The 25,776-nt window shown below is 63.5% G+C and carries 23 protein-coding genes, 1 tRNA gene and 1 riboswitch; of the genes, 15 read left to right on the forward strand and 9 right to left on the reverse strand.

The features are described 5' to 3' along the window. Nucleotides 1-108: 108 nt before the first annotated feature. The 3 genes from FZF13_RS19680 to FZF13_RS19690 form a co-directional block, all read right to left on the reverse strand. On the reverse strand, nucleotides 109-1,467 hold the full coding sequence (locus tag FZF13_RS19680) for a sensor histidine kinase (protein WP_024924607.1): 1,359 nt from the start codon (nucleotides 1,465-1,467) through the stop codon (nucleotides 109-111). After that, nucleotides 1,454-2,131 (reverse strand): response regulator, encoded by a 678-nt coding sequence (locus FZF13_RS19685; RefSeq protein ID WP_024924608.1) that lies wholly within the window; start codon nucleotides 2,129-2,131, stop codon nucleotides 1,454-1,456. Before FZF13_RS19685 ends, FZF13_RS19680 begins: the two co-directional genes overlap by 14 nt. A gap of 586 nt (nucleotides 2,132-2,717) precedes the next feature. Further along, nucleotides 2,718-3,008, reverse strand: a complete 291-nt coding sequence (locus FZF13_RS19690) for a hypothetical protein (protein ID WP_179654193.1) — start codon at nucleotides 3,006-3,008, stop codon at nucleotides 2,718-2,720. 479 nt (nucleotides 3,009-3,487) lie between these two features. On the opposite strand from FZF13_RS19690, the gene FZF13_RS19695 reads away from it, so the two are divergent. From FZF13_RS19695 to FZF13_RS19725, 7 genes are all read left to right on the forward strand, one after another. Beyond that, nucleotides 3,488-3,883, forward strand: a complete 396-nt coding sequence (locus tag FZF13_RS19695; RefSeq protein ID WP_139116493.1) for a hypothetical protein — start codon at nucleotides 3,488-3,490, stop codon at nucleotides 3,881-3,883. Nucleotides 3,884-4,145: 262 nt separating this feature from the next. Further along, entirely contained in the window at nucleotides 4,146-4,364 is a 219-nt protein-coding gene (locus tag FZF13_RS19700; RefSeq protein WP_081766888.1) for a hypothetical protein, read from the forward strand. Next, nucleotides 4,361-5,809, forward strand: coding sequence for a TolC family protein (locus FZF13_RS19705; RefSeq protein ID WP_081766889.1), 1,449 nt, complete (start codon nucleotides 4,361-4,363; stop codon nucleotides 5,807-5,809). Before FZF13_RS19700 ends, FZF13_RS19705 begins: the two co-directional genes overlap by 4 nt. A 19-nt stretch (nucleotides 5,810-5,828) precedes the next feature. After that, nucleotides 5,829-7,238: a copper oxidase gene (locus tag FZF13_RS19710; RefSeq protein ID WP_024924612.1), complete on the forward strand. Its 1,410-nt coding sequence runs from the start codon at nucleotides 5,829-5,831 to the stop codon at nucleotides 7,236-7,238. Between the two features lie 13 nt (nucleotides 7,239-7,251). Next, the gene (locus tag FZF13_RS19715) at nucleotides 7,252-7,716 is read left to right on the forward strand and encodes a cupredoxin domain-containing protein (protein ID WP_024924613.1); all 465 of its coding nucleotides are present in this window, start codon (nucleotides 7,252-7,254) and stop codon (nucleotides 7,714-7,716) included. A gap of 45 nt (nucleotides 7,717-7,761) precedes the next feature. Further along, complete coding sequence (locus FZF13_RS19720; RefSeq protein ID WP_024924614.1) at nucleotides 7,762-8,043, forward strand: copper-binding protein; 282 nt, start codon at nucleotides 7,762-7,764, stop codon at nucleotides 8,041-8,043. Nucleotides 8,044-8,158: 115 nt separating this feature from the next. Next, nucleotides 8,159-8,599: a DUF411 domain-containing protein gene (locus tag FZF13_RS19725; RefSeq protein ID WP_036255079.1), complete on the forward strand. Its 441-nt coding sequence runs from the start codon at nucleotides 8,159-8,161 to the stop codon at nucleotides 8,597-8,599. Between the two features lie 67 nt (nucleotides 8,600-8,666). Here the strand turns inward: FZF13_RS19725 and FZF13_RS28985 are convergent, their stop codons facing one another. After that, a complete protein-coding gene (locus tag FZF13_RS28985; RefSeq protein WP_161773041.1) occupies nucleotides 8,667-9,515 on the reverse strand; it encodes a DMT family transporter in 849 nt (282 codons plus the stop codon). A gap of 136 nt (nucleotides 9,516-9,651) precedes the next feature. On the opposite strand from FZF13_RS28985, the gene FZF13_RS19740 reads away from it, so the two are divergent. The 3 genes from FZF13_RS19740 to FZF13_RS19750 are packed head-to-tail and all read left to right on the forward strand — an operon-like array spanning nucleotide 9,652 to nucleotide 14,662. After that, on the forward strand, nucleotides 9,652-10,059 hold the full coding sequence (locus FZF13_RS19740) for a FixH family protein (protein WP_024924616.1): 408 nt from the start codon (nucleotides 9,652-9,654) through the stop codon (nucleotides 10,057-10,059). Further along, a complete protein-coding gene (locus FZF13_RS19745) occupies nucleotides 10,056-11,495 on the forward strand; it encodes an efflux RND transporter periplasmic adaptor subunit (RefSeq protein ID WP_024924617.1) in 1,440 nt (479 codons plus the stop codon). Before FZF13_RS19740 ends, FZF13_RS19745 begins: the two co-directional genes overlap by 4 nt. Further along, complete coding sequence (locus FZF13_RS19750; protein WP_024924618.1) at nucleotides 11,492-14,662, forward strand: efflux RND transporter permease subunit; 3,171 nt, start codon at nucleotides 11,492-11,494, stop codon at nucleotides 14,660-14,662. The genes FZF13_RS19745 and FZF13_RS19750 overlap by 4 nt, the downstream gene beginning before the upstream one ends. 379 nt (nucleotides 14,663-15,041) lie before the next feature. Here the strand turns inward: FZF13_RS19750 and FZF13_RS19755 are convergent. The 3 genes from FZF13_RS19755 to phaC form a co-directional block, all read right to left on the reverse strand. Beyond that, nucleotides 15,042-15,116 (reverse strand) — tRNA-Glu (locus FZF13_RS19755). 492 nt (nucleotides 15,117-15,608) lie between these two features. Next, a complete protein-coding gene (locus FZF13_RS19760) occupies nucleotides 15,609-16,895 on the reverse strand; it encodes a D-Ala-D-Ala carboxypeptidase family metallohydrolase (RefSeq protein WP_036255055.1) in 1,287 nt (428 codons plus the stop codon). A 222-nt stretch (nucleotides 16,896-17,117) separates the two neighbouring features. Beyond that, nucleotides 17,118-18,950 (reverse strand): class I poly(R)-hydroxyalkanoic acid synthase, encoded by a 1,833-nt coding sequence (gene phaC / locus FZF13_RS19765; RefSeq protein WP_024924620.1) that lies wholly within the window; start codon nucleotides 18,948-18,950, stop codon nucleotides 17,118-17,120. 129 nt (nucleotides 18,951-19,079) lie between these two features. On the opposite strand from phaC, the gene FZF13_RS19770 reads away from it, so the two are divergent. The 3 genes from FZF13_RS19770 to FZF13_RS19780 are packed head-to-tail and all read left to right on the forward strand — an operon-like array spanning nucleotide 19,080 to nucleotide 22,107. After that, nucleotides 19,080-19,478, forward strand: coding sequence for a hypothetical protein (locus tag FZF13_RS19770; protein WP_024924621.1), 399 nt, complete (start codon nucleotides 19,080-19,082; stop codon nucleotides 19,476-19,478). Between the two features lie 46 nt (nucleotides 19,479-19,524). Beyond that, nucleotides 19,525-20,742: an LL-diaminopimelate aminotransferase gene (locus FZF13_RS19775; protein WP_024924622.1), complete on the forward strand. Its 1,218-nt coding sequence runs from the start codon at nucleotides 19,525-19,527 to the stop codon at nucleotides 20,740-20,742. Between the two features lie 51 nt (nucleotides 20,743-20,793). Then, a complete protein-coding gene (locus FZF13_RS19780) occupies nucleotides 20,794-22,107 on the forward strand; it encodes a homoserine dehydrogenase (RefSeq protein ID WP_024924623.1) in 1,314 nt (437 codons plus the stop codon). 181 nt (nucleotides 22,108-22,288) lie between these two features. Here FZF13_RS19780 and FZF13_RS19785 read toward each other — a convergent pair whose 3' ends face one another. Beyond that, nucleotides 22,289-22,762, reverse strand: coding sequence for a methyltransferase family protein (locus tag FZF13_RS19785; RefSeq protein ID WP_024924624.1), 474 nt, complete (start codon nucleotides 22,760-22,762; stop codon nucleotides 22,289-22,291). Further along, nucleotides 22,759-23,745: an acetyltransferase domain-containing protein gene (locus tag FZF13_RS19790; RefSeq protein WP_024924625.1), complete on the reverse strand. Its 987-nt coding sequence runs from the start codon at nucleotides 23,743-23,745 to the stop codon at nucleotides 22,759-22,761. Before FZF13_RS19790 ends, FZF13_RS19785 begins: the two co-directional genes overlap by 4 nt. A gap of 291 nt (nucleotides 23,746-24,036) precedes the next feature. Between FZF13_RS19790 and FZF13_RS19795 the strand changes: the two genes are divergently transcribed. Beyond that, nucleotides 24,037-25,236 carry an MFS transporter gene (locus tag FZF13_RS19795; protein WP_024924627.1) on the forward strand — a complete coding sequence of 400 codons (1,200 nt, stop codon included), beginning with the start codon at nucleotides 24,037-24,039 and terminating at the stop codon, nucleotides 25,234-25,236. 114 nt (nucleotides 25,237-25,350) lie between these two features. Next, nucleotides 25,351-25,548: riboswitch (cobalamin riboswitch) on the forward strand. Between the two features lie 34 nt (nucleotides 25,549-25,582). Continuing rightward, nucleotides 25,583-25,762 carry a CbtB domain-containing protein gene (locus FZF13_RS19800; protein WP_024924628.1) on the forward strand — a complete coding sequence of 60 codons (180 nt, stop codon included), beginning with the start codon at nucleotides 25,583-25,585 and terminating at the stop codon, nucleotides 25,760-25,762. Nucleotides 25,763-25,776: the final 14 nt, after the last annotated feature.

Here is a 25,776-nt window from a genome sequence, read left to right on the forward strand (position 1 = left end):
AAGCCACGGTCGTAGATAGGGGCGTCTCAATGACGATGCATTGCCAAATGCGTGCCTAACTATCCGCCCGTGTGCCTGACCTCCACGGGCGGATTTTTTCGCCCGATCCTAGGATGCTTTCGAAAAAGCGATCGAGACCACGAGGCCCGGTCTGTTGTCCGTCAGTGTTATGACCGCGCCATGCATGTCCGAGATCGCCTTGACGAGGCTAAGCCCAAGCCCGGTGCCTTCGGTCGTCCGGCTTTTCTCCAGGCGATAGAAGCGCTTGAAGACCTTGTCTCGCTCTTCCTCTGGAATTCCCGGGCCGTTGTCGCTGACGATGAGGATGAGGGCGTCCGCTTCGGCGGCAAGACCGATGACGATCCGCGCGCCTTGCGGCGTGTGGCGCATCGCGTTGACGAGAAGATTGACACACATCTGCTTGAGCAGGTCGATATCGCCCCACACCCATGAGGGGACGTCGTGATGGTCGTCGCTCAGGTCGAGCAGCCGGCCGGCGTCGACGGCGATATCGCGATAGATGTCGTGGATATCGCTGACAAGCTCGGCAAGATTGACCTGGGCAAATCGCGACCGGCGCGCACCGGATTCGATCTGGGATATGCGCAGCAATCCTTCGAAAGTGCCGGTGATGCGGGTGACTTCCTCCATCGCCTTTTCAAGAAGCGGTCTCGTGGCCGAGTGATCGCCGCATTCGAGCGCGGTTTCCAGCGTCAGAAACAGCCTGCCTATCGGGGTCTTGAGGTCATGGGCGATGTCGGTGGTGACCTGCGTCATGGCGGCGACACTGGCCTGCAGTTGCCCGAGCGCGTCGTTCACCTCCATCGCCAACATATCGATGTCATCGCGGCGCGAGGAAACCGGCAGGCGTCTGGAGAGCTCGCCGGCGCCAACGGCTTTCATTGCCTGGGACAGCCGGCCGATTCGTCGGCGCGTGCGAAATGCCAGCACGGCACCGCCGCCAAGACCGGCAGCCAGGACGATGGCCGTCGCCCAGCCGAAGCTGACCAGCGCGATCCGGCGCAACCGGTTGGTGTCGTCGTAGCTTATGCCAACCGTCAAATCGTAGTTGCCAAGGGCCTTTCGGTAGAGCCGGTAGTTGGCGAGGGGCCGATTGTGGCTTGTCGGAGCGCGCGTGGAAAAGCCGGGCGGCACATCGGCCATATCGATGTTGCCGGCCAGAACGACATTGTCGGCGTCCTTCAGCGTATAAAGCGTTTCCTGGCCGCGGATGGCCGGACCATGGCTCTGCACCATGGCGACCGCACCGTCGATGCCGCTTGTGTCGTAAGCCGAGGCTATTTCCCTGAAGCGCTCCGTGACATTGGCGTCGAGGCGCTCGTAGAGATAGGTGGCGACCATGTTGTAGCCCACCACATTGGCGCCGAGGAAAGAGAGCAGGAACAACAAGGTGTAGAAGGCGGCGAGCCGGAGCGACGTGCTCCGCGCAATGCTAGCGCTGGCCATGGATGCTGTAGCCGGTGTTGCGGGTGTTGTGCAGCAGCGGCGGGTTGAATGGCTTGTCGATCTTGGCGCGCAGCCGGCTGATATGCGTCTCCACGACCGTGCTCTGCGGATCGAAATTGAAGTTCCAGATGCGCTCCAGCAGCATCGTCTTGGTCAGGATGCGGCCTTCATTGCGCATGAGGAGTTCGAGCAGGGCGAACTCGCGCGGTAAAAGTTCGATTATCGTGCCGCCCCGGTGCGCCAGCCGGCTGTACAGGTCGAGTTCCAGATCGGCGACGCGCAACTTCGCCTTTTCGGCGGCGATAGGCGGGCGACGGTTCAGCGCATTGATGCGTGCCAGGAGTTCGGAGAACGCGAAGGGTTTGACGAGATAGTCGTCTGCTCCCGCTTCGAGACCTTCGACGCGATCGTTGACCCCGCCCATCGAGGTCAGGAAAATGACCGGCACCTTGCCACCGGCGCCGCGCAAGCCTCGAACCAGCGACAACCCGTCGAGCCCCGGCAGCATGCGATCAACGATCGCCACATCGTATGGCTCCCGCAATCCCACCAGCAATGCATCGCGTCCGTCCTTCAGCACGTCAGTGACGTGACCGGAGGATTTCAATCCGTTTTCAATATACTGGCTGATCTGCTCATCATCTTCGACTAGGAGAATTCTCATTGCAAAGGCTCTCATCTGGCCTGGTTTACCCGGGCGTGGATGACCTCGAAATTCGGTGGGCTGCCGGCGGAGCCAGAACAGCCCTGTCTCAATGAAACCTTGGACCGGCGGGTGTTCCCGCTCGACGCCGTCTACGGTGGCGCTGCCGTGCCGGCGTTGGCGCCGGGGCTGTATTCCCGGCTAGAAACGCGGAGAACCAACGGCACGAACCTTCGCCGGGTGTTCGGAGACGGATTTCGTCATGTTCTGCATTTCCTACGCATCTGCCACATTTGCGTCATCGCGGGTCTTCGCCCAGGAGGCGATTCCGATGACGGCCCCCGGCTTCCGGGATAACTGTGTTCAATCTGGGTCGCCAGATTGGCGGATTCTGGTTTGCGATCACGGATTGGTGACGGCCGTTTGATGTGGCCTGCATCAGCGGGCGACCTCCGGTGGAGGGTGATACCAACAGGAACGTCGCGGGCATTCCGCGATTTCCAATGAACGACATTCGGGAGCAATCCGCTGGCTGGCCGCCTGCGGATTGCTCCCATGCGTTGGAACGGCGCCGTGGGAGGATACGGGCCGAATGTCACGGCGACCGTTATCGGCCCGCCCAACTGTCGCGCTGGCGCGGGCTCATGCCGAGCCACCAGGACGGCTTGGTGATCTCGACACGATTGTACCGGCTGTTGGCCTTTTCGATGTCGCCATTGGCGAGAACCCTGTAGGAAACATCGGGATTGGAGGTCGACTTCGCCGTGTCGCCGCTCGATCCATGACCTTGCAGTATCTTGTCGACGCCATTGCTTGTGGGGTTCGATCCGCTGTTGGCAAGCGCGCTCGAGGTCATCGCGGCCGCGATAAGCAGCGCATATCCGATGGTGGTTTTCATGGTCATTCCTCTTTTCGAAGGCGGGCGTCTTGGGAGCCCGACGAGCAGAGGCTAGGCGTGCGACCTCACAGTCCCTTTCCGCCCGACTTACAATTTTGTGATTCTCATTTCGGCGAATTGCCGGAGTTTGTTCGGCGCATTCCTGGAGGGCAGTCTTGCGCTTGACGCGCTGACGGATCGTCTCCAAAAGTCGCGCCATATCCGGCTTGACTGCGATTCGTGCGGCACCCCGCACGTATGGAAACCAGCGGACGATTTCGGCCAGCATGAGACCTATACAAAAATGTATAAAGAAACTTGTTGGCCAGCACCGGACCAGGCCTGTACTTTTTGTTCCGCGGCCTTGTACGCCGATATCGGCACCTCAGTGTTGAGGTGAGAAGTCGGAACCGCTGGAACCACGCCTGATGACAGTTCGCCAAACCATTGTGAGCGTCTCGTGCTGCCTTTTCCCAGCGATAGCAGGGGCGGGCAGGGCGTTGGCGATTGCGCTCATGGTGGTGGCCGTGGCCGTGACCAGCACGGGCTGGAGTGCCGCCGCCGGGCTGTCGGCGACTGCCGGGACAATGGCCACGCAGTCATCCGCTGGTGATCACCACACAGCGGGTGCGCATGATCATGGCGCTGGCCAACAGGTCGTTGACCGCGATGCCTGCCAGGAAGGTACGCAAGGCTGTGGCGGTTCGCATCACCAGCCGCAGGATCTGGCGCAGACTTGCTGTGCCATGGCCTGTCACACCGCGATCCTTTCCTTTGCATGTGTCGAGCCGATCAGCTTCGTGACCTGGCAGATCGAGCATCGCCAGCCGACCGACGAGCTGGAAGGCGCCGCCACCGTGCGGCTCGAACGCCCACCCCGGCTGGCCCGCGCCTGAGGCGTCGGCGCAGAACCGGGTCATCGCGCACTAGGCGGGCATTTCCCCGCATCTAGAGCCATTCCCTGATTTCTCATCGACCTTGACGAGCGTCCCAATGACGCTCGCGCAGGATCGCGCGCCGATTTGCTGCCGCCTGTTCGGTGTTTTCATAGCACCGGACCCGTTGCTGCGCCTCCTATCGATCGATGCATGGCCTCGCCGGACCCCTGGTCCGCAAGGCCGGCGCGAACCCATTCATCTTCGTTGTTGAGGAAAATTCATGAGGTCTCTCTTCATGATGGCGCCTGCCATCATCCTGTCTGCCTGCACGGCCTTGCCCGAGGTCGGCGCTGGAGCGTCGCCCGCCGACGCCGGCGTCGCCGTGCCGCCCGCGCGCTACACGCCGGTGCTTGCCGGCACCACCGACTACCGGCCGGTCGCCCCGAAATCCTGGACCGACAGCAACCGACAGGTCGCACCCAAGGAGAAAGGCAAATGACCGTGCCCATCTCCCTTGTCGCCTCCAGTCCGCCTGCGGGCCAACGTATTTCGCGGCAATTCGCCAGGCTGGGCGGTGTCAGCCTGCTTGCTCTGACCCTCGCTGGCTGCGCCTCCTTCACCAAGGATGGCGGTATGTCGCCGGTCGGCGCACAGGTGTCGTCGGCACTCGGTGCCAACGCGGTGAAGATCGCTTCGAAGGCCGACGCCCAGGCGGCCAACGCCCGCGTCAGGGCACTTCTCGCCAAGCCGTTGTCAGCCGACAGCGCCGTCCAGGTGGCTCTGCTCGGCAACAGAAACCTGCAAGCCGAATACAATGCGCTCGGCATATCCGAAGCGGCCTTCGTCGAAGCCAGCCTGCCACCCAATCCGGGCATTTCGCTCGGTGGCACGCTGCGGGAAGGATCGCTCGAAATCGAACGGCGCGTTGTCGGCTCGCTGCTGTCCTTGCTCACCCTGCCGGCGCGCAAGGCGATCGCCGAGAAGGAATTCGAGGCGGCGCGTTACCGCGCGGTCGGAGCGACGTTCCGCCAGGCCGCCAATGCCCGCAAGGCCTACTACAAGGCCGTCGCCGCCCGACATCGCGTTGCCTATCTCGAGCGCGCGCGCGCTTCAGCCGATGCGGCGGCGGACCTCACCCGCAAACTGGGCGAGACCGGTGCCGCCACCAAGCTCGATCAGGCGCGGGCAGGGGCCTTCAACGCGGAGACATCGAGCCAGCTTGCCACGGCAAGGCTGGAGGCGGGCGTCACGCGCGAAGCGTTGACGCGTGAACTCGGCCTGTGGGGCGCCGATACGACCTACAAGATCCCGGACAGGCTGCCTGGCCTGCCGAAGAAACTGCAGACATCCGATCAGGCCGAGACGGAGGCGATCCGCAAGCGTGTCGATCTGATCTCGGCGCGGTTGGAGCTGGATGCGCTGGCCCGCCAGCTGAAACTCGACAACGCGACGCGATACGTCTCGGCCTTCCAGCTCGCCGGCTTCGCCAATTTCGAGCGCACGAAGAACGATCACGGCGAGGTCGAGAAGGACTATCCGAAGGGTGGGGTGCTCGACCTCGAACTGGAGATCCCGATCTTCGATCTGGGCGAGACCACCAGGCGGCGCAATGCCGAGACCTACATGCAAGCGGTCAACCGCTTCGCGGCAAAGGCCGTGAACATCCGGTCCGAGGCGCGCGCGGCACTTCTTGCCTATCGCGCCGCCAACGATATCGCCCGCCAATATCGCGGCAGCATCATCCCGCTGCGCAAGGTGATCTCGGAAGAGGCCCAGCTTCAATACAACGGCATGCTGATCGACGTGTTCGAGCTTTTGACGACCACGCGCGAGGGCATCGAGACCAATGTCGCGGCCATCGAGGCACAGCGTGACGCCTTGCTCGCCGGCGTCGACTACCAGAGCGCCATCATCGGCGGCGGTTCGGGAGGCGGCGATGAGTGACCCCAAGGAGAAAAGAGACATGACGGTTTCCCGTCGCAACTTCCTCGGCGCCACCGGTGCCATGACCTTGCTTGGCGCCGGCGCGGTATCGGGGCGCACCGCCTTCGCCTCGGTGCCCGAAGCACCGACCATGACGGAGGCCGTCATGCAGCCGCCGCTCGTGCCGAAAACCGGGCCGGACTACAACCCCGTCGTCACTCTGAACGGCTGGACTTTGCCCTGGCGCATGAACGGCGATTGGAAGGAGTTCCATCTCGTCGCCGAGCCGGTGGTGCGTGAGTTTTCGCCCGGCATGGTCGGTCATCTGTGGGGCTACAACGGCCAGTCGCCGGGACCGACCATCGAGGCGGTCGAAGGCGACAAGGTGCGCATCTTCGTCACCAACAAACTGCCGGAACACACCACCATCCACTGGCACGGCCAGCTTTTGCCCAGCGGCATGGATGGCGTCGGCGGTCTCACCCAGCCGCACATCCCGGTCGGCAAGACCTTCGTCTACGAGTTCCAGCTGCAGAAGAGCGGTACCTTCATGTACCACCCGCATGCCGACGAGATGGTGCAGATGGCCATGGGCATGATGGGCTTCTTCGTCGTGCATCCGAAGGACCCGGCCTTCCGCCGCGTCGACCGCGACTTCGTCTTCCTGATGTCGTCCTACGACATCGAGCCGGGCGCCTATGTGCCGCGCGTGGCGGAGATGACCGACTTCAACATGTGGACCTGGAACAGCCGTGTCTTCCCGGGCATCGACCCTCTCGTGGTCGGCAAGGGCGACAAGGTGCGCGTGCGCTTCGGCAATCTCACCATGACCAACCATCCGATCCACATGCACGGCTACGACTTCAAGGTCTCGTGCACGGATGGCGGCTGGGTGCCGGAAGCGGCGGCCTGGCCGGAAGTAACCATCGACTGCGCGGTCGGCCAGATGCGTGCTTTCGACTTCGTGGCCGACAATCCGGGCGACTGGGCGATCCATTGCCACAAGTCGCACCACACCATGAACGCCATGGGGCATGAGCTCGCCACCTTCATCGGTGTCGACAAGAAGGAGGTAGCCAAGAAGATCAAGCGCCTGGTGCCCGACTATATGCCGATGGGCACCGCCGGCATGGCCGACATGGGCGAAATGGAAATGCCGCTGCCCGAAAACACGCTGCCGATGATGACCGGTTTCGGTCCGTTCGGCCCGATCGAGATGGGTGGCATGTTCTCGGTGGTCAAGGTTCGCGAAGGGCTGGCCGCCGGGGATTACAAGGACCCTGGCTGGTATCAGCACCCGTCGGGTACGGTCTCCTATGAGTGGACCGGACAGACCCAACAGGCGGCGCGTCAGGAAGCGCCCGCCTTCGACAGGTCAAAAACCGCCGAAGTCACTGTGGTGAAGCCCGGCGGGCAATCCTCCCCCAAGAACGCCCACAACAATCACTAAGGATAGAAACGACATGAAATCCCGAACCCTCATTGCGGTCCTGGCCATGTTGGCGTGGCCTGCGGCCGCCATCGCCGACCCCGGCCACGACGGCGAACGCGCCTATGGCGAGCCCGGCAACCCGAAGAAGCCGGCGCGCGTGGTGCAGGTCGTCATGCGCGAAGCCGACGGCAAGATGGAATTCCTGCCCAACCGCGTCGAGATCAAGAAGGGCGAGCAGGTGAAGTTCATGCTGCGCAACAATGGCGAGCTCGACCACGAGCTGGTGCTCGGCACGCTTGCCGAAAACCTCAAGCATGGCGAACAGATGCAGAAGAACCCCGACATGGAACATGACGATCCGAACGCCAAGCGTCTGGCGCCGAAGAAGAGCGGCGAGATCGTCTGGAAGTTCACCAAGGCGGGCGAGTTCGACTTCTCCTGCCTCATTCCCGGGCACCGTGAAGCCGGCATGACCGGCACCATCGTCGTCAAGTGAAGACGACACAATCCGACTACCCAACGCAACTGAAGGAGAAACCCAATGCGTAAGATCGTAACCACCGCGGCTTTTGTTCTGGCCCTCGCCACTTCCGCTTTCGCCGCGCCCGTGGACGGCCAGATAACCAAGATCGACACGGCCCAGAACAAGGTCACGCTGAAGCATGGCCCGATCACCAATCTGGAGATGGATGCCATGACGATGGTGTTCGTGGTCGCTGATCCGGCCGCGCTCAAGGCCGTCAAGGTCGGCGACAAGGTCAAGTTCGAGGCCGATCGCGTCAACGGCCGCCTGACCGTGACCAAGATTGAAAAAGCCAAGTAAGCTATACTGAAAACCGTAAAGCCTTCGCGGGGCTCGCTTGTTGAGCCCCGCGAAGGCGAATGAATTTTTGGGCCGGCCGATGCAGGCAGCCTGCGAACGGGGACAGGAGACGACGATGAACCGCAGACTATTTCTTTTTGCGACGACTGCGATGCTGGCCGCCTCACAGGCAAGGGCGACCACGCTGCCTTTGGTCACCGTCCACAAGGATCCTTCCTGCGGATGCTGCGGAGCCTGGGCCGACCACATCCGCAAGGCCGGATTCCCGGTCAAGATCGTGGAGGACACCGCCCTTGAAAAGCTCAAGACGCAGATGGGAATCCCCGAAGCGCTGCAATCCTGCCACACCGCGCTTGTCGACGGCTATGTGCTCGAAGGCCATGTTCCGGCCGAAGCACTGCGCCGATTGCTCACCGAGCGGCCCGCTATCAAGGGCCTTGCCGTCGCCGGCATGCCAGCCGGTTCTCCGGGCATGGAGATGCCGGGCGTGCAGCCTGAACCTTTCGAGGTGATGACGTTTGGAGCAACGAGTTCCGTCTTCATGAAGTTTGGTTGACGAGGCCGGAGCTGACCTTCGGTTTTTCGTGCGACGGAACTGCCCGGCGAACGTAAGCTCGCGTCGCCTAGGGCGAAATGTCGCTGGCAACCATGAGGCCAAGTCCGATGGCGATGGCCGCTGTTCCCAGGGCGCGCCGGTAAGAGGAGGCTTTTTCCCGAAGTACAAGGCGCGAGAGCGCGTAGACCAAAACCTGGGTCAGTGCCATCGAAGAGAAAACGATGCTTACATCGTGGTGTCGCAAAAGATACATGTATATCGAAATGGAAACTGCGAAACACAAGGCGGCGACGAAAAGTAAACTTAAATCTATGTTCGTATTTAATGTAAGAATTTTGTATGAATTTTTGTATTTACTTGAAACTGATTTTTTAAGTAATAGCTGAGACGCGGCGTTGGCGCAGCTTGCCGCGACGATGAGGGATCCGAAAATGAAGAGGGACACCATAAGTCTTTCTGTTCGAACAGCGCGTCGCCATTCGAGCAAGGGACCCTCAACCTGCGTTGTCGCGGAGCTTACTTTTCCGACAATCGCCGCCGGCATGACCGGATTTGCGAACGAAGACCTTTTTTCACGCCGAGCGAAGTGAAAGAATGGCCAAGTGCAGTTCTTGAACACCTTCTCCCGCCTGCTTTGGGTTTTCGCTGTCGTCGGCCTCATCCTTGCGCCGATGGCGAGCCCGTCGGCGGCGATGGGTGGGATGGCGGAAATGTCAGGCATGTCCGACGGCATGCCGTGCTGCCCCGACCAGAAAGCGCCGGTTCCCGATTGCCAGAAGTCGTGCCCGCTGGCGGCAATTTGCGTGGCCAAGTGTTTTGCCAATGCATCCTTACTGACTGATTTCGGCGGCACCCGTCTGGAAATGGTGGATCTGCTTGTTCGATGGGATGACGCCGCTTTGGCGGTGACGGCCATTTCGCCACCCCATCCACCACCCCGATCCTGACGTTCGCCATCGGCTCTTCTAAGGCCGAGTTTCGCGGGCCGTGATTGCCTCACGGCGCGCGTCGCCGCGCATTTGCGCGTTCAACGAACGTTATGAGATATCCAAATGACAACTTCAGTGAACAAATACATCGCTGCCGCGATGACGATCGGCCTTGTCTGGACGCAGTCGACGACAGCGGCCCATGCCGCCGTCACCGACTACGAATTCCAGCTCATCCAGAAAAGCGTGAAACAGGGGCAAAAGGTCGAGGTCGCGGTCCGGCTGGTCGACAAACGAAACGGCTCGCCTGTTCCGGATGCCGTGGTCTTCGCGCAGCGGATCGACATGGCGCCCGACGGCATGGAGATGATGGCGGCGCCCATCAAGCCGCTGCCATCGGCCGAGCCTGGAACCTACAAGTTCGAGGCGGCCCTGAGCATGGAAGGCAGATGGCGTCTGTCACTCGTCGCGAAAGTGCAGGGCGAGACCGGCACGCTTGAAAACAAGCTCGTCGTCGAGGTCCTGCCATGAAGCGGGCACTCGCGATGAGCCTCGTCCCGGCTGCCGTTCTGGCGGCCGGGATCGGTGGTTATGAAGCAGGCCGTCGCGATCTCGCGCTGCCTGGCTGGGCCCGGTTGGTTTCCGAGATGGAGCCAGCCAATGCATCGCCGGAAGCAGGCGGTGCAGCAAAGACCGGACGCGTGATCTACTACCGTGATCCGGACGGGCGGCCATTCTATTCGGCCGCTCCACGCAAGACAGCCGACGGCCGCGAATTTCTCGCGGTCTATGCCGGCGAGGACGTCAGCCTCGACACCGGCGCTCCAGTGAAGGAGGCAGCTTCGGCAACTCCCGGCGCGGACAAAGGCCGCGTCCTTTACTACCGCAACCCCATGGGGCTGCCGGACACGTCGCCCACCCCGAAGAAGGATTCGATGGGGATGGACTACATCCCTGTCTATGAGAGCGAGGGGGCGGGCGGCTCGTCGATCAAGGTCGCCGTGGGTAGGCTCCAGCAGACGGGCGTGCGCACCGCGACAGCGGTCGACAAGGCCATTGTCGCCAGCGTGCGCGTGCCGGGGACCATCCAGCTCGACGAGCGGCGCGTTACCGTTGTCAGCACGCGTGCGGACGCCTTCGTCAACAAGGTCGCCGAGGTCACGACCGGCGATCGGGTCACCAAGGGGCAGGCGCTGCTCCAGCTCTATGCGCCCGAAATCGCGGCGGCTGGTGCGCAGTTCCTCAACGATCTCGGCGCCGCCACGCACAACAGCACTTTGGGCGGTGCGCGCCAGCGGCTTGAAAATCTCGGCGTTCCGCCCGATGCGATCGCCGAAATCGAGCAGACGCGAAAAGTACCGCTCTCCATCACCTGGCGGGCTTCGCGCGACGGTATCGTGCTTCAACGAAACGCCGTCGAGGGCATGAAGGCAGCGTCGGGCGACGTGCTGTTCCGCATCGCGGACATTTCGACGATCTGGATTGTCGCCGATGTTCCCGAATATCAGCTCGGCGCCGTCAAGGTCGGGGCCGCGGCCACGGTGCGGCTGCGCAGCCTGCCTGGCCGGACATTCGGCGGCCGCGTCACCTTGATCTATCCGCAGGTCGCGACAGCGACCCGCACGACCAAGGTGCGGATCGAGCTCGCCAATCCCGATGGCGTGCTGTTGCCGGACATGTATGCCGATGTCGAGATCGCCAGCGGTTCCGACGACCGCGTCGTTGCCGTTCCCGACAGCGCCGTGATCAGCACGGGAACCCGGCAGGTCGTCATCGTCGACAAGGGCGAGGGGCGCTTCGAACCGCGCGCGGTGGAGGTTGGCCGGCAAGGCGGCGGCTTCACCGAAATCCGCGCCGGCGTTGCATCCGGCGACAAGGTGGTGGTTGCCGCGAATTTCCTGATCGACGCCGAAAGCAATCTGAAAGCCGCGTTGAGTGGCATGACCGGCGAGGAGGTCAAGCCATGATCGCCAAGCTTATCGCATGGTCGGCCCGCAATCTCGTCCTGATCTTCGTCGGCACCCTGTTTGCGGTCGCCGCCGGGTTCTATGCGCTGAAGACGCTGCCTCTCGACGCTATTCCCGATCTCTCCGATGTTCAGGTCATCGTCTATACGGACTACGCCGGCCAGGCACCGCAGGTCGTCGAGGATCAGGTCACCTATCCGCTCACCACGGCCATGCTCACCGTTCCGAAGTCCAAGGTGGTGCGCGGCTTTTCCTTCTTCGGCGTCTCCTTCGTCTATGTGATCTTCGAGGACGGCACCGATCCCTATTGGGCGCGCAGCCGGGTGCTTGAATATCTGAATGCCGCTGCCCAGCGTTTGCCCCCGGGTGTCACGCCCAGCCTGGGGCCGGATGCCACCGGGGTCGGCTGGGTCTATCAATACGCCGTCGTCGCCAAGGAAATGACGCTCGCCGAACTGCGCGCGCTGCAGGATTGGAGCGTGCGTTATGTCGCTTCGAAGGCTGAAGGCGTTGCCGAGGTCGCCAGTGTCGGTGGTTTCGTCAAGCAGTACAACATTGTCGTCGATCCGCTGCGGTTGCGCGCCCAGGGGCTCTCGCTGGCGGCGGTGCGCGATGCCGTTCGCGCCAGCAATCGTGACGTCGGCGGACGCACGCTCGAACTTTCCGAATTCGAGTTCATGGTGCGCGGGCGCGGCTACATAAAGTCGCCGGCCGATATCGAGGATATCGTCCTGAAGACCGATCAGGGCGTGCCGCTGCGCTTGCGCGACGTCGCCCGCGTCGAGATCGGCCCGGACGAACGGCGCGGCATTACCGAACTGAATGGGGAAGGGGAGGTCGCCTCCGGCATCGTCATGCAGCGCTTCGGCGCCAATGCGCTGAACGTCATCGAGAACGTCAAGCAGCGCCTCGCCGATGCGGCATCAAGCCTGCCCAAGGGCGTCGAGATCATCCCCGTCTATGATCGCTCGCACCTTATCGAGGCAGCGATCGAGACGCTGAAGGGGACGCTGATCGAGGAAAGCATCATCGTTGCGCTGGTCTGCGTGGTCTTCCTGCTTCACCTGAGAAGCGCGCTCGTGGCCATCCTGATGCTTCCGGTCGGCATCCTCATCGCCTTCGCCGGCATGAAGGCCATTGGGCTTGGCTCCAACATCATGAGCCTCGGCGGTATAGCCATCGCCGTGGGCGCCATGATCGATGCCGCCATCGTCATGATCGAGAATGCCCACAAGCATCTGGAGCGGGCCGAACCTGGCAAGCCGCGCGTGCAGGTCCTGATCGATGCCGCAAGCGAGGTCGGGCCGGCACTGTTCTTCAGTCTGCTCATCATCACCGTCTCCTTCCTGCCGATCTTCACGCTGGAATCGCAGGAAGGCCGGCTCTTCGGTCCGCTCGCCTTCACCAAGACGTTTGCCATGGCTGCGGCAGCGCTGCTGTCGGTCACGCTGGTGCCGGCCTTGATGGTGGTTTTCGTGCGCGGCCGCATCATTCCCGAGCACAGGAACCCCATCAACCGCCTGCTGATCTGGCTTTACCGGCCGGTGATCCGTCTTGTCCTGCGCGCGAAATTGCCGACCATCCTGCTCGCCCTGTTGGTGCTCGCCGTCTCGGTTTGGCCGGCGCGCCAGCTCGGTTCCGAATTCATGCCGAGCCTTGATGAAGGCACGCTGATGTACATGCCGACGACGCTGCCCGGTCTGTCGGTGACCAAGGCGGCCGAGCTCCTGCAGATGCAGAACCGCATCATCAAATCCTTCCCGGAGGTGGACACGGTCTACGGCAAGGCCGGGCGGGCTGCGACCGCGACCGACCCGGCGCCGACGGAGATGTTCGAGACCATCATCAATCTCAAACCCAAGGATCAGTGGCGCGCCGGTGTGACGATCGACAGCCTGAAAGCCGAGATGGACGCTGCGTTGCAGTTCCCCGGCGTGTCCAACGCCTGGACCATGCCGATCCGCGCCCGTATCGACATGCTTTCCACGGGCATCCGCACGCCGGTCGGCGTCAAGGTGTTCGGTCCCGATCTTGCCGGGATGGAAAAGGTTGCGCGCGAGATCGAACGCGTCCTGAAAGCTGTTGCGGGCACGTCGAGCGCCTATGCCGAGCGCGTCGTCGGCGGTTATTATCTCGACATCGTCCCGGACCGGCAGGTGCTCGGCCGTTACGGGCTGTCGGTCGGCGACGTGCAGGATGTGATCGCGACGGCGCTCGGTGGCGAAACCGTGACCACCACGGTGGAAGGTCGCGAGCGCTACGGTGTCAACATCCGCTATCCGCGGGACATGAGGTCGAACCCGGTCGCGATCGAGACCGACGTGCAGGTGCCGCTGCCGGGTGGTGGCGCCGTGCCGCTTGGTGAGGTGGCGAAGGTGGAGCTCAAGCGCGGAGCCACGTCGATCCGCACCGAGAACGGCCAGCTCGCCACCTACATCTTCGTCGACATCATCGGACGAGACCTTGGCGGCTATGTCGCCGATGCGCAGAAGGCGGTCGCGGCCGAGGTGCGGCTGCCACCCGGCTACAGCATCGGCTGGAGCGGTCAGTTCGAATATCTGGAGCGCGCCGAGGCACGCATGAAGATCGTCGTTCCGGTAACGCTGCTGATCATCTTCCTGCTGCTCTACATCAACTTCCAGGCGTTGACGGAGACGCTGATCGTCATGGCCTCGTTGCCATTCGCGCTCGTCGGCGGGGTCTGGCTGATGTGGTGGCTGGGCTTCAACATGTCGGTGGCGGTCGCCGTCGGCTTCATCGCGCTTGCCGGTGTCGCCGCCGAGACCGGCGTGGTCATGCTCATTTATCTGGAACAGGCCGTGACCGAGCTGAAGCAGGAATGCGCCGAGGAAAAGCGGCCGTTCACACGCGCCGATCTTCACCAGGCAATCATGCTGGGTGCGGTGGAGCGCGTGAGGCCCAAGATCATGACGGTCGTCGCCATCATGGCCGGGCTGGTTCCCATCCTGTGGAGCACGGGGACGGGTTCCGAGGTGATGCAGCGCATCGCCGTGCCGATGATCGGCGGCATGATATCGTCAACCGTCCTGACGCTGATCGTCATTCCGGCCATCTACGGTTTGGTGAAAGCTCGATTGATTGGGGCCGAAGCATCGATTGACCGGAAAGGAGAGCCGACAGCGGGAAGGGAACCAGTTGGATCATAGGTTTGGCATTCAACAAGCCGTTGTTGACCGAAATCGTCAGAGGTAGCCCGGTTTCCAACTAACACGGGGCTGTATGGGGCGGCCGAGATCTCGGGCGCAAAGCCAGTTTGCGCCTTGCACTGGGTCGTAGGCCATGCGCTCTATCAATGCCAACAACGTGCCTTCGATAGACCCGGAAAATCGACAGGCGATCGCATCTGCCTTCCGACAAACTCCGCAACGGCCTGCCTGAGTTCAGCAGGCCGTTGCCCGCCTCATCGTTCAGCAAGTGACTGTGAAGGATAAGGAAGTCCGGCTCCGGGACACCAAAGCCGTGTTGGTGCGCCGCTTTAAACGACCTAAACGATAGGTCGCTGAAGGTTTCATCTTGTGAGGAAATTGGTACGCCCAAGGGGAATCGAACCCCTGTTACCGCCGTGAAAGGGCGGTGTCCTAACCGCTAGACGATGGGCGCAGCCAAGGCGGCTTATAGTGGCGATGCGGGCGGCGGGCAACCCGTCAAAACCGGCTTTCTGCATTTTTTTGATGCTTTGCGGAGAAAGCCTCGCCTGCCGAGCCTAAACCCCGGTGTTTGCAGGGTAATCCGTCCCCAATGGATGCCGCAAACGAGCTTTTGGGCCCATGAAACCCGTGCAGGCGGCATGCTCGGGCGAAAATCGTGGCTGGCAAGGCCCGGAGATTCGGCTGCTAGGGCGGGGCAAGGCCACGCGCTTTTGCCTGCGTGGGCGCCGGTTACCCTAGCCGGCAGGTGTCCGGTTGCGATCGGCGACCGAGGTTTGCGAATCGCGCTGCGTTCCTCGGCCCGTTCGAATGGGCGTATGCCGCCAAGATCGGAATCGATTTCGAGAAAGGGTCATGCGCCAGGGCAAAGTGCTGGAGTGTGCCTTGCCGCGTCCGAAGGGGCGCGCTGAACTCTCATGCCTGTCGGTTGTGTCTTATATCCGGCTCAGCCGCGGCGGCGGCAGCGCCAGTTCCAGTCGCGCTCGGGGCCGACGTCAACATGCACCGAATCGGTGTGGCAATAGGTGCCGACGCCGCCGCGGCCGGGCAGCGAGCGCACATAGGTCGCCAAATCCCATTTGGTGACACCGGGAACCTGGATGTCGGCGGCGGCGCAATACATGTGCAGCGAGTTCTTGGCGCCGCGTGCCTGCCGGTTGCGGTCCTCATTGCGATAGCCGGAGGTGACCACCATCTTGCGGCCGTAATGGCCCTCGATCTGCTTCAAAACGCGCACCAGCGAGGGCTTGAGGCAAGCGACATCGACGCTCTCGGTCTGCTTCAAGAGGCCGTTGGGTGCCAGCCGGGCCATGCCGGCGGCCGAAGCCACCTGATAGGCGCCGCTATCGTTTTCGTTCAGGTCGACGTCGCTCTCGTCATAGGTGCCGGAGCGGCGGGTGATCTCGAACAGAGCGGTCTTGCGCACGCCGGGCAGGCCGTTGAAGGCGGAGGCGCCGTCGACGGAGGCGAGCATCGCCTGCTTCTGTCCGGCAGTGGCCGAGGCCAGCGTGATGATCGGCTTGGCCGACTTCTGCTCGGGGATGAGCGCCTGCGCCGGCTGCGCGGCCGGCGTCACGGGCTGCGCCTTGGCGGCTGCCGGTGCGGCCTTGGCCGGCGACGAGCCGAACAGCGAGGCGAGGAAGCCCTTCTTCTCGGACTTGGCCGGCGCTGCCGGCATTTCACCGGCGGTGACGTAGACCGGATGGTTCATCTCAGGCGTCTGGCCTTGGGCGGCCTGCGCCGTCTGGCTTGCCGGTTTCTGGGCCAGCACGGCGGCGCTGCCGGCGGCCACCTTGGCGGCGGCATCGGCGGTCTGCTCTTCGGTCTGCGCGGGCGCGACGAGCTGCTGCGGCGTGTTGCCGGCGATTGTCTGCGCGTCGGCGGGAACCGTCAGCGGGAAGGGGTGGGTGCCAGGCTTGGCGGTGGGCAGATAAGCGACCTGGTCGGGCAGCATGGTGTCGCCGGTCGATGCCATCAGCGGCTGCGGGGCCGTTTGCTGGCCCGCCGCGACCTGCGGGCCCGTGGCGGCAAGAGCGGGGCCGGCGGCGGTCTCGACGGTTGCAGCCCCTGGCGCGGTCGTGGGGCCGGCATGGGCGGTGTTGTTGTAGGCAGGGGAGGCGACGTTGAGCACCGGTTCGCCAGTGGAGGTGCACGAGGCCAGCAGCAGCGAGCACAATGCCGCCGCAATAGCGCGGCGTTCTCCCTTCGCGAGGCGCGGCTTGTCTGTGCTCAAATCCGAATTCCCCCTCGCTAACCGATCCGAACCGTCATTTTACCGACGCGCGGGGCGTCGCCGAATGATCGAGTTTCCGCGATCGGAAACGAGACCTGTGACAAATCCGCAAGCGTTTTTATGAAATCGTGCTGGCCTGCGTGATTTGCGTCAACTTTGTGATTGACGTGCTCATTTCGCCCGCTTTGACGCGCGGGTCAACTCACCACACATTACAGATTGTTACACTCGGACTTTGACATAGCTGCCGGGCGCGTCGCCCAGCGGTTCCAAGGTCTTGCCGGGGATGCGGGCGGGCACCCTGTCGTCGGTCATCGCCTCGATCCAGCGCTGCCAGTGGGGCCACCAGGAGCCTGGGTTCTCGGTGGCGGAGACCAGCCAGTCCTCGAATCGCCCAACCGGCTTGCCGCCGGTCCAATGCTGGTATTTCTTCAGCGCCGGCGGGTTGACGACGCCGGCGATGTGGCCGGAGCCGGCCATCACGTAATCGACAGGGCCGCCGAAATACTGGCAGCCGAGGAAGACCGAGCGGGCCGGTGCGATGTGGTCTTCCTTGGAAGCGAGGTTGTAGACGGGAATTGTGATGTCTGAGAGCGAGACGGTGCGCCCGGCAAGCTCCATGCGGCCCTGCGAGAGATTGTTCTCCAGATAGCAGTTGCGCAGGTAGAAGGAGTGGTTGGCCGCCGCCATGCGGGTCGAATCGGCGTTCCAGTACAGAAGGTCGAAGGGCAGGGGCTCCTTGCCGCGCATGTAGTTGTTGACCACGTAGGGCCAGATCAGGTCGCCCGAGCGCAGCATGTTGAAGGCGGTCGCCATCTTGGTGCCGTCGAGGAAACCCTTGCCGCGCATCGCCTGTTCCAGCGCCGCCACCTGCTCCTCGTCGACGAACACCTTGAGGTCGCCGGCATAGGTGAAGTCGACCTGGGTGGTGAAGAAGGTGACCGAGCGGATGCGGTCGTCGCCTTCCTGGGCAAGCAGCGCAAGTGCTGCCGCCAACAGCGTGCCGCCGACGCAATAGCCGATGGCGTTGACCTCCCTCTCGCCGGTCGTCTTCTCGACGATGTCGAGGCCATATTGCAGGCCTTCGCGGATATAGGCCTCCCAGTTCTTGGTGCCGTGGCGCTCGTCGGGGTTGATCCACGAGATGACGAAGACGGTGTGGCCCTGTTCGACCGCCCAGCGGATGAAGGATTTTTCCGGGTTGAGGTCGAGGATGTAGAATTTGTTGATCCATGGCGGGCAGATCAGCAGCGGCCGCTTCAGCACCGTCTCGGTCGCCGGGCTGTACTGGATGATCTCGGCGACGTCGGAACGGCCGACCACCTTGCCCGGCGTCACCGCGATGTTGCGGCCGATCTCGAACTGCGAATAGTCGGCCTGGCGCAGCTTCAGGTCGCCCTTGCCGGCGGCGATGTCCTCGGCGAACATCCTCATGCCGCGCACCAGGTTCTCGCCATGCGAGGACACCGTCTCGCGGAACAGCTCCGGATTGGTCAGGATGAAGTTGGAAGGCGAGATGGCGTTGGACACCTGCTTCACATAGAAGCCGGCCTTGTGGCGGGTGTGCTCGTCCAGCCCCTCGGCGTGCTCGACCAGGTCGTTCGCCCAGCGCGACGTCACCAGATAGGCCTGTTTCAGGAAGTCGAAGAAGGCGTTCTTGCCCCATTCCGGGTCCTGGAAGCGCTTGTCGCCGCGATCGGGCTTGACGCCCGCGGCCTCGTCCTCGACGCCGCCGACGCGCTGGATGGCGTTGGCCCAGACGCCCATGTAACCCGCGAACAGCCGCGTCTGCGCTTCCAGCGCGCGTTTCGGGTCGGCCAGCCAATATTCTGTCAGCTTGGAGAAGGTCTTGACCATGTCGGCCATCGGCTCGGCAACGCTGTCGCGCACCTCGCCCTTTTCGCGCGGCTCGGCCCAGGCGGAAGCCGCCTTGCCGGCCTGCTCGATCATGCGGGCCATGTTGAGCGCGAAGCGCTCCGGGTCCTTTACCAGATACTGCTCGACGGAAGCGCCATCACCAGTGTCCGTCTTGCCTGCATCGGGTCTGTCGGCCATGACTTAAGCAGCTCCTCCCGAAAGCGTTTTCTTGACATAGTATCATGCAAGGTCGAATAGGAGCCAATAGGCAATAGGGTCGGAATCTATCAAATGGATGACCTTGGCCGGCCATTGCGGGAAGGTGAAATGACGGATCGTGTTGGTCAGGTTCTTGGCGCCGCCGGTCGGCTGGCGCTCGCGGCCGCTATTTTCGGCAGCCTTGCCGTTGCCGGCTGCTCCAGCACGCGCAACCAGAATGCCGTGGCGCTGTCGGACGGCCCGGTGACCGGGCCGAAGGACACCGGTTCCTTCCCCAACCTCAACCTCAGGCCGCAGAACGCGGCGACCCAGTTCACCGACGCCGAGAAGAACGCCAAGCTGGCGCAGCTCACCGCCGCCAAGTCGACGGCGCAGGCGAACCCCGGCGACACGACGGCGGCGGCGGACGCGGCCCAGCTCGATTCGCTGAAGGCCAATCACGCCAAGGATGCGCTGAAGCAGATCGGCGCCAAGTGCGACCCCGCCCTCGACCCGAATTGCAAATGAGTATATAGGGCGCCGCCAAGCGCGCCCCTCGATCGCTGGAACTGACATGGAAGAATTTCACAAGGTCCGCCGTCTTCCGCCCTACGTCTTCGAGCAGGTCAATCGCCTGAAGGCCAGCGCGCGCTCCCGTGGCGCCGACATCATCGATCTCGGCATGGGCAATCCCGACCTTCCCACCCCGAAGGCCATCGTCGACAAGCTGTGCGAAGTGGTGCGCGATCCGCGCACGCATCGTTATTCCTCCTCGCGCGGCATTCCCGGCCTGCGCCGCGCCCAGGCCAATTATTATGCCCGCCGTTTCGGCGTGAAGCTCAATCCCGACACCCAGGTCGTCGCCACGCTCGGTTCCAAGGAAGGCTTCGCCAACATGGCGCAGGCCATCACCGCGCCGGGCGACGTGGTCCTGTGCCCCGATCCGACCTATCCGATCCACGCCTTCGGCTTCATCATGTCGGGCGGCGTCATCCGTTCGCTGCAGGCCAAGCCCGATGACAGCTTCATTCCGGCGCTGGAGCGCGGCGTGCGCCATTCGATCCCGAAGCCGCTGGCGCTGATCCTCAACTATCCGTCGAACCCGACGGCCTATGTCGCGACGCTCGACTTCTACAAGGACGTCGTCGCCTTCGCGAAGAAGAACGACATCATCATCCTGTCGGATCTCGCCTATTCGGAGATCTATTTCGACGGCAACCCGCCGCCCTCGGTGCTGCAGGTGCCGGGCGCCATCGACTGCACGGTCGAGTTCACCTCGATGTCGAAGACCTTCTCCATGCCCGGCTGGCGCATGGGTTTTGCCGTCGGCAACGAGCGCCTGATCGCGGCGCTGACGCGGGTGAAGTCCTATCTCGACTATGGTGCCTTCACGCCGATCCAGGTGGCGGCGACCGCCGCGCTGAACGGCGACGGGACCGACATCGAGGAAGTGCGCGACGTTTATCACAAGCGCCGCGACGTGATGGTCGACGCCTTCGGCCGCGCCGGCTGGGACATTCCGGCACCGGCGGCGACGATGTTCGCCTGGGCGCCGATCCCCGAGCCGTTCAAGCATCTCGGCTCGCTGGAATTCTCAAAGCTGCTGATCGAGCACGCCGACGTGGCGGTGGCGCCGGGCATCGGCTTCGGCGAGCATGGCGACGACTATGTGCGCCTGGCGCTGGTCGAGAACGAGCATCGCATCCGGCAGGCGGCCCGCAACATCAAGAAGTTCCTGGCGACCGTCGCCAAGCAGCCCAACAACGTGGTGCCGCTGGCGGCGCATCGCTGAGCCGCCTGCCACCAATCATCCTGAAAGATCGAGAAAGAGGGGCCGTCCATCATGGCTGAATCCTTGCGTGTTGGAATTGCCGGCCTCGGCACCGTCGGGGCCTCGGTCGTGCGCGTGCTCACCGAAAAGGCGGCCGAGCTCACCCGCCAGTGCGGCCGCACCATCACCGTCACAGCCGTCTCGGCGCGCGACCGCAACAAGGACCGCGGCGTCGACCTTTCCACCGTCTCGTGGTTCGAAAATCCGGTCGATCTCGCCCGTTCCAACGAGATCGACGTCTTCATCGAATTGATCGGCGGCGACGAGGGAGCCGCGCGCGAAAGCGTCAAGGCCGCGCTCGAGGCCGGCCGCCATGTGGTCACCGCCAACAAGGCGCTGCTCGCCAAGCATGGCGTGGCGCTGGCCGAGATCGCCGAGAAGAAGGGCGTGCTGCTCAACTACGAGGCGGCGGTGGCCGGCGGCATTCCGGTCATCAAGACCATGCGCGAGGCGATGGCCGGCAATTCGGTCACCAGGGTCTTCGGCATCCTCAACGGCACCTGCAACTACATCCTCACCCGCATGGAAGCCGAGGGCCTGACCTTCGAGGAATGCCTGAAGGACGCCCAGCGTCTGGGTTATGCCGAAGCCGACCCGACCTTCGACATCGAGGGCAACGATACCGCCCACAAGCTGGCGATCCTGACCAGCCTTGCCTTCGGCAACAAGATCGCGGCCGACGACATCTATCTGGAGGGCATCTCCAACATCAGCCAGGCCGACATCCGCGCCGCCGCCGAGCTCGGCTACCGCATCAAGCTCTTGGGCGTGGCTCAGCGCACCGAAAGCGGCATCGAGCAGCGCGTGCACCCGACCATGGTGCCGACCGCTTCGGTGATCGCGCAGGTGCATGGCGTCACCAATGCGGTGGCCATCGAGACCGACATTCTGGGCGAATTGCTGCTTTCCGGCCCCGGCGCCGGCGGCAATGCCACGGCGTCCGCGGTGGTCGGCGACCTTGCCGACATCGCCAAGAGCCGCCCCGGCTTCCAGCACGGACCGGTGTTCGGCCGCCCGGCCAAGGAGCTCAAGACCTACAAGAAGGCGCAGATGCGCAGCCACGCCGGCGGCTATTTCATCCGGCTGACCGTGCACGACCGCGTCGGCGTCTTCGCGGCGGTGGCCAAGCGCATGGCCGACAACGACATTTCGCTGGAATCGATCGTGCAGCACGCGGTCGGGCCGGAGGCGGCCGAGAAGAAGACCGTCATCCTCGTCACCCACGAAACCACGGAAGCGGCGGTGCGCAAGGCGGTCGAGGGCATCACCAAGGATGGTCATCTCACCGACAAGCCGCAGGTCATCCGTATCGAACGGGCGGGTTAATCCCGGAGCCACCTGATTTCGGGCAGCCGGCCGAGATTTCCGTCATTCCCGACACTCTCCGGTCGCTTCGCTCCCTCACGAGGTCGGGAATGACGGCGCGACAGGTTGCGGCTGCCTAATATGCTCCGCGCTTGAATAGTGTGAGTTGTGAGTGACTAGCCACACGGGCGTAATCGCTAGCTCATATCCAGCGGCGCACGCGCTTGGCGTAGTCGTGATACTTCTTGCCGAATTTGCCGGCGAGCGTCTTTTCCTCGCGCTCGATCACCGCTTTCTGGGTGACGAAGCCGGCGATGAAGGCGAGCGGTATCAGCCAGGGATTGCCGGTGATCAGGGCGATGCCGATGACGAGTGTGGCCAGCGACAGATAGATCGGGTTGCGGCTGATGCCGAACGGACCGCCGGTCAACAGCTGGGTGGGCATGGCGACCGGGTTCAGCGGCGTCTTGGCCCGAAACATCATGCGGATGGCGGTGAACCACAACGCCACCGCGCCGAGCGCCGCCAGCCAGCCGAAGCCGAACAGGATGTCGCCCAGAACGTCGCCGAACCAGGGCAGCGGGTAGACGATGTCCAGCCCGATGCCGACAATCAGCGCGACCAGGAAGATCACTGGCGGCAGCGGAAACGGCAGGCGTGCGGCGGTGTCGGTCATTGCGGCTCTCCCGTACTCATCGCGTCATCGGTCTGGGCGGTGCAGGTGCTGGCCAGGTCGCCGATGCGGGCTCTGGTCGAGGCCGATGGGTCGCCCTTCATGATGCCGGCCAGCAATCCGTCCTTCTCGACCGCAGTCAGCATGCAACCACAATAGCGCACGCAGAAGGCGGCGTCGCGGCTCTCGAGACACGAGGCCTGGCAGGCTTTGGGGAAGCCGATCTTCGGGTCCTGCGCCGGTGCCGGCCAGATTTGCGCGAACAGCCACACTGAGGCGATCAGAACCGGCTGGTGGAGGAGGTAGAAGGCGAGGCTATGCCGGCCGATGAAGGAGAGCGGGTTGAGCGCCTGGCCGGTGGAGACGCGCGCCAGCCGCTCGAACAGGCCGGCGGCCTTGGCAAGCTTCGCCGCGCCGATACCCGCCAGCACGGCGCCGAACCAGGGAAACAGCGGCACATAGTCGTTCGAGCGCGGATCGGCCGTGGACAGGCCGACCCACAACAGCGCCGGATGGTCGAACAAGGGCGAGCGCAGATAGAAGGGGGCGGCAACCGCCAGCGCCGCCACCGCCAGCGTCACCGGCGCCGGCAGGCGCAGGAAGAGAAGGCCGAGCAGGCTGGCGAGCGCTATCTGGTGCAGGATGCCAAAGAAGATGAAGCTTCCCGGCGTGGCGAAATAGGTCACCAGCGTGATCGCGGCCGCCGCCGCCACCACCATGGCCAGCCGCTTCCAGAAACCCGGCCAGCGGATGCGCTCGCCATGCGCCAGAAGCAGCGATACGCCGACCAGGAACAGGAAGGTCGAGGCGATGCAGCGCGCATAGATCTTCCACGGGCCGTGCGCGGTCAGCCCAAGGCTGGTATAGCCGAAGAATTCGAGATCCCAGGTGAAGTGGTAGCTGGCCATCGCCAACAGCGCCACGCCGCGCAGGACGTCGATCAGCGGAATGCGACGGGAGGGGGAGGTCGAGGTTTCGAGGCTCATGCGGCGGGATTCGGAAATTGCGACTGGGCCATGCCTAGCACGGATGCGGGTGAAACAAGAATGGCGAGGCGAGGGCTTTCCCTTCTCCTCCTCGCGGGAGAAGGTGGCTCGGCGCAGCGCCGAGACGGGTGAGTGGGCTGCAAGGAACGAGGCGGTGCAAGACCTCATTGTGCCAAATCGCGCAAACCCGTTGGCCGGCTTCGCAATCGGGCACGAGTGCGTCGGTTTCCTGCTACTGGCCTGAGCGTCGCCGACGCAGATTTCCTTCACGAGTCGCGAATTCGAGAATTCATGTCCACGCATGTCCGCCATCCCATCTGGCTACCGGCCGTACCGCCGGCGGATGCGCGCACCTTCGCTTCGCTCTATTCGATCGAATCCTGCGCCCGGGCGACGATCGCCTCGGTCATTCCCATCCAGGCCTACGAGATCCTGAAGAACGAGCAGACGGTGTCGATCCTCTACACCATCGTCTCGTTGCTCGGCCTGTCGGCGACGCTGTTCATGCCGATGCTGATCCACCGCTTCGCGCGCCGCTGGGTCTACACCGCCGGCGCGCTTTTGCTCGCCATCGGCTCGCTGTTTTTCGTCACCCATTCCTTGCCGGGGCAGATCTTCGGCATGCTGTGCCGGGTGATGGGGGCGAGCGCGCTGTCGATCACGCTCAACCTCTACATCATGGATCATATCCGCAAGGCGGACCTGATGCAGGCCGAGTCGCTGCGCATGGCGTGGTCGATGATCGCCTGGACCACCGGTCCGACGCTCGGCATTTTCCTCTACACGCATTACGGCATCTATGCCGCGCATGGCGCGGTCGCGGTGTTCGCGCTCTGCCTGCTGGCGCTGTTCTGGTACTACCGGCTGGGCGACAACCCGATGATCGTGCCGGGCAAGAGCCGACCCATCAATCCGCTCGCCAATATCGGCCGCTTCGTGCGCCAGCCCCGGCTGAGGCTCGCCTGGCTGATCGCCTTCGGCCGCTCCTGCTACTGGACCACCTTCTTCGTCTACGGTCCCTTGTTCATGGTCATCACCGGCCAGGGCAAGCTGGCTGGCGGTCTGCTGGTTTCGGCCGGCAACGCGATGCTGTTCCTGGCGATCTTCTGGGGCAGGGCGGGCAAACGCTACGGCGCCCGCAACGTGATGACGCTCGCCTTTGCCGGGATGGCGATATCGCTTTGGCTGGCCGGCGCCATCGGCGAACTCGTGCCGCTCGCCACTGCCGGCCTGTTGCTGGTCGGCGCCCTGTTCACCATCGCATTGGATGCCATCGGTTCCACCGCCTTCATGCGCTCGGTGCGCACCTATGAGCGTCCGCAGATGGCGGCCGTCTACCGCACCTATCTCGACTTTTCGGAGCTGACGCCGCCGCTGGTCTATTCCGTGGTGCTGGCCTTTTTCGGGCTGGGCTCGGTCTTCGCCACGCTTGGCTGCCTCGCCGCCGTCTGCGGCCTTGTCACCTGGCGCTACCTGCCGAAGTCGATGTAGCGAGCGCCTTTCCTTCTCCCGCAAGGGGAGAAGGGATGGCGCCCGGTCCGCACGATGACGCTTCTGCATCCACCGATGGCGGAATTTGGTTTGCCGGGCGGCGCAATTCTCCCTATAGTCCACGATGTCGTCGGTCCCTTCGGGACCAAGAGGGAATACGGTGGGGAGGGAAGAAAATGTCCGTCCGAAACCGTGGCTGCCCCCGCAACTGTGAGCGGTAGTCCTCTCCAATGCCACTGAGGTTCGCCTCGGGAAGGTGGAGAAGGGCGCAGATCCGCAAGCCAGGAGACCTGCCGGCGACAGCAATGATGGCAATGCCCTCGGGTGGAGGGCGAAAGGACAGACCATGAATACCGCAACCATTTCCCTCGGCGCCTCGACCTCCTCGCAGTCGCGCTTCCTGCAACTGGCGCTGGCCGGCCTGCTCGGCATTTTCATCGTCGGCTTCACTGGCTTCTCGCATATCGAGGCCGTGCACAACGCCGCCCACGATGCACGCCACTCGATGGCGTTCCCCTGCCACTAACCAGGGGGAACCCA

Source organism: Mesorhizobium terrae (genome assembly GCF_008727715.1).
Taxonomy (GTDB): domain Bacteria; phylum Pseudomonadota; class Alphaproteobacteria; order Rhizobiales; family Rhizobiaceae; genus Mesorhizobium; species Mesorhizobium terrae.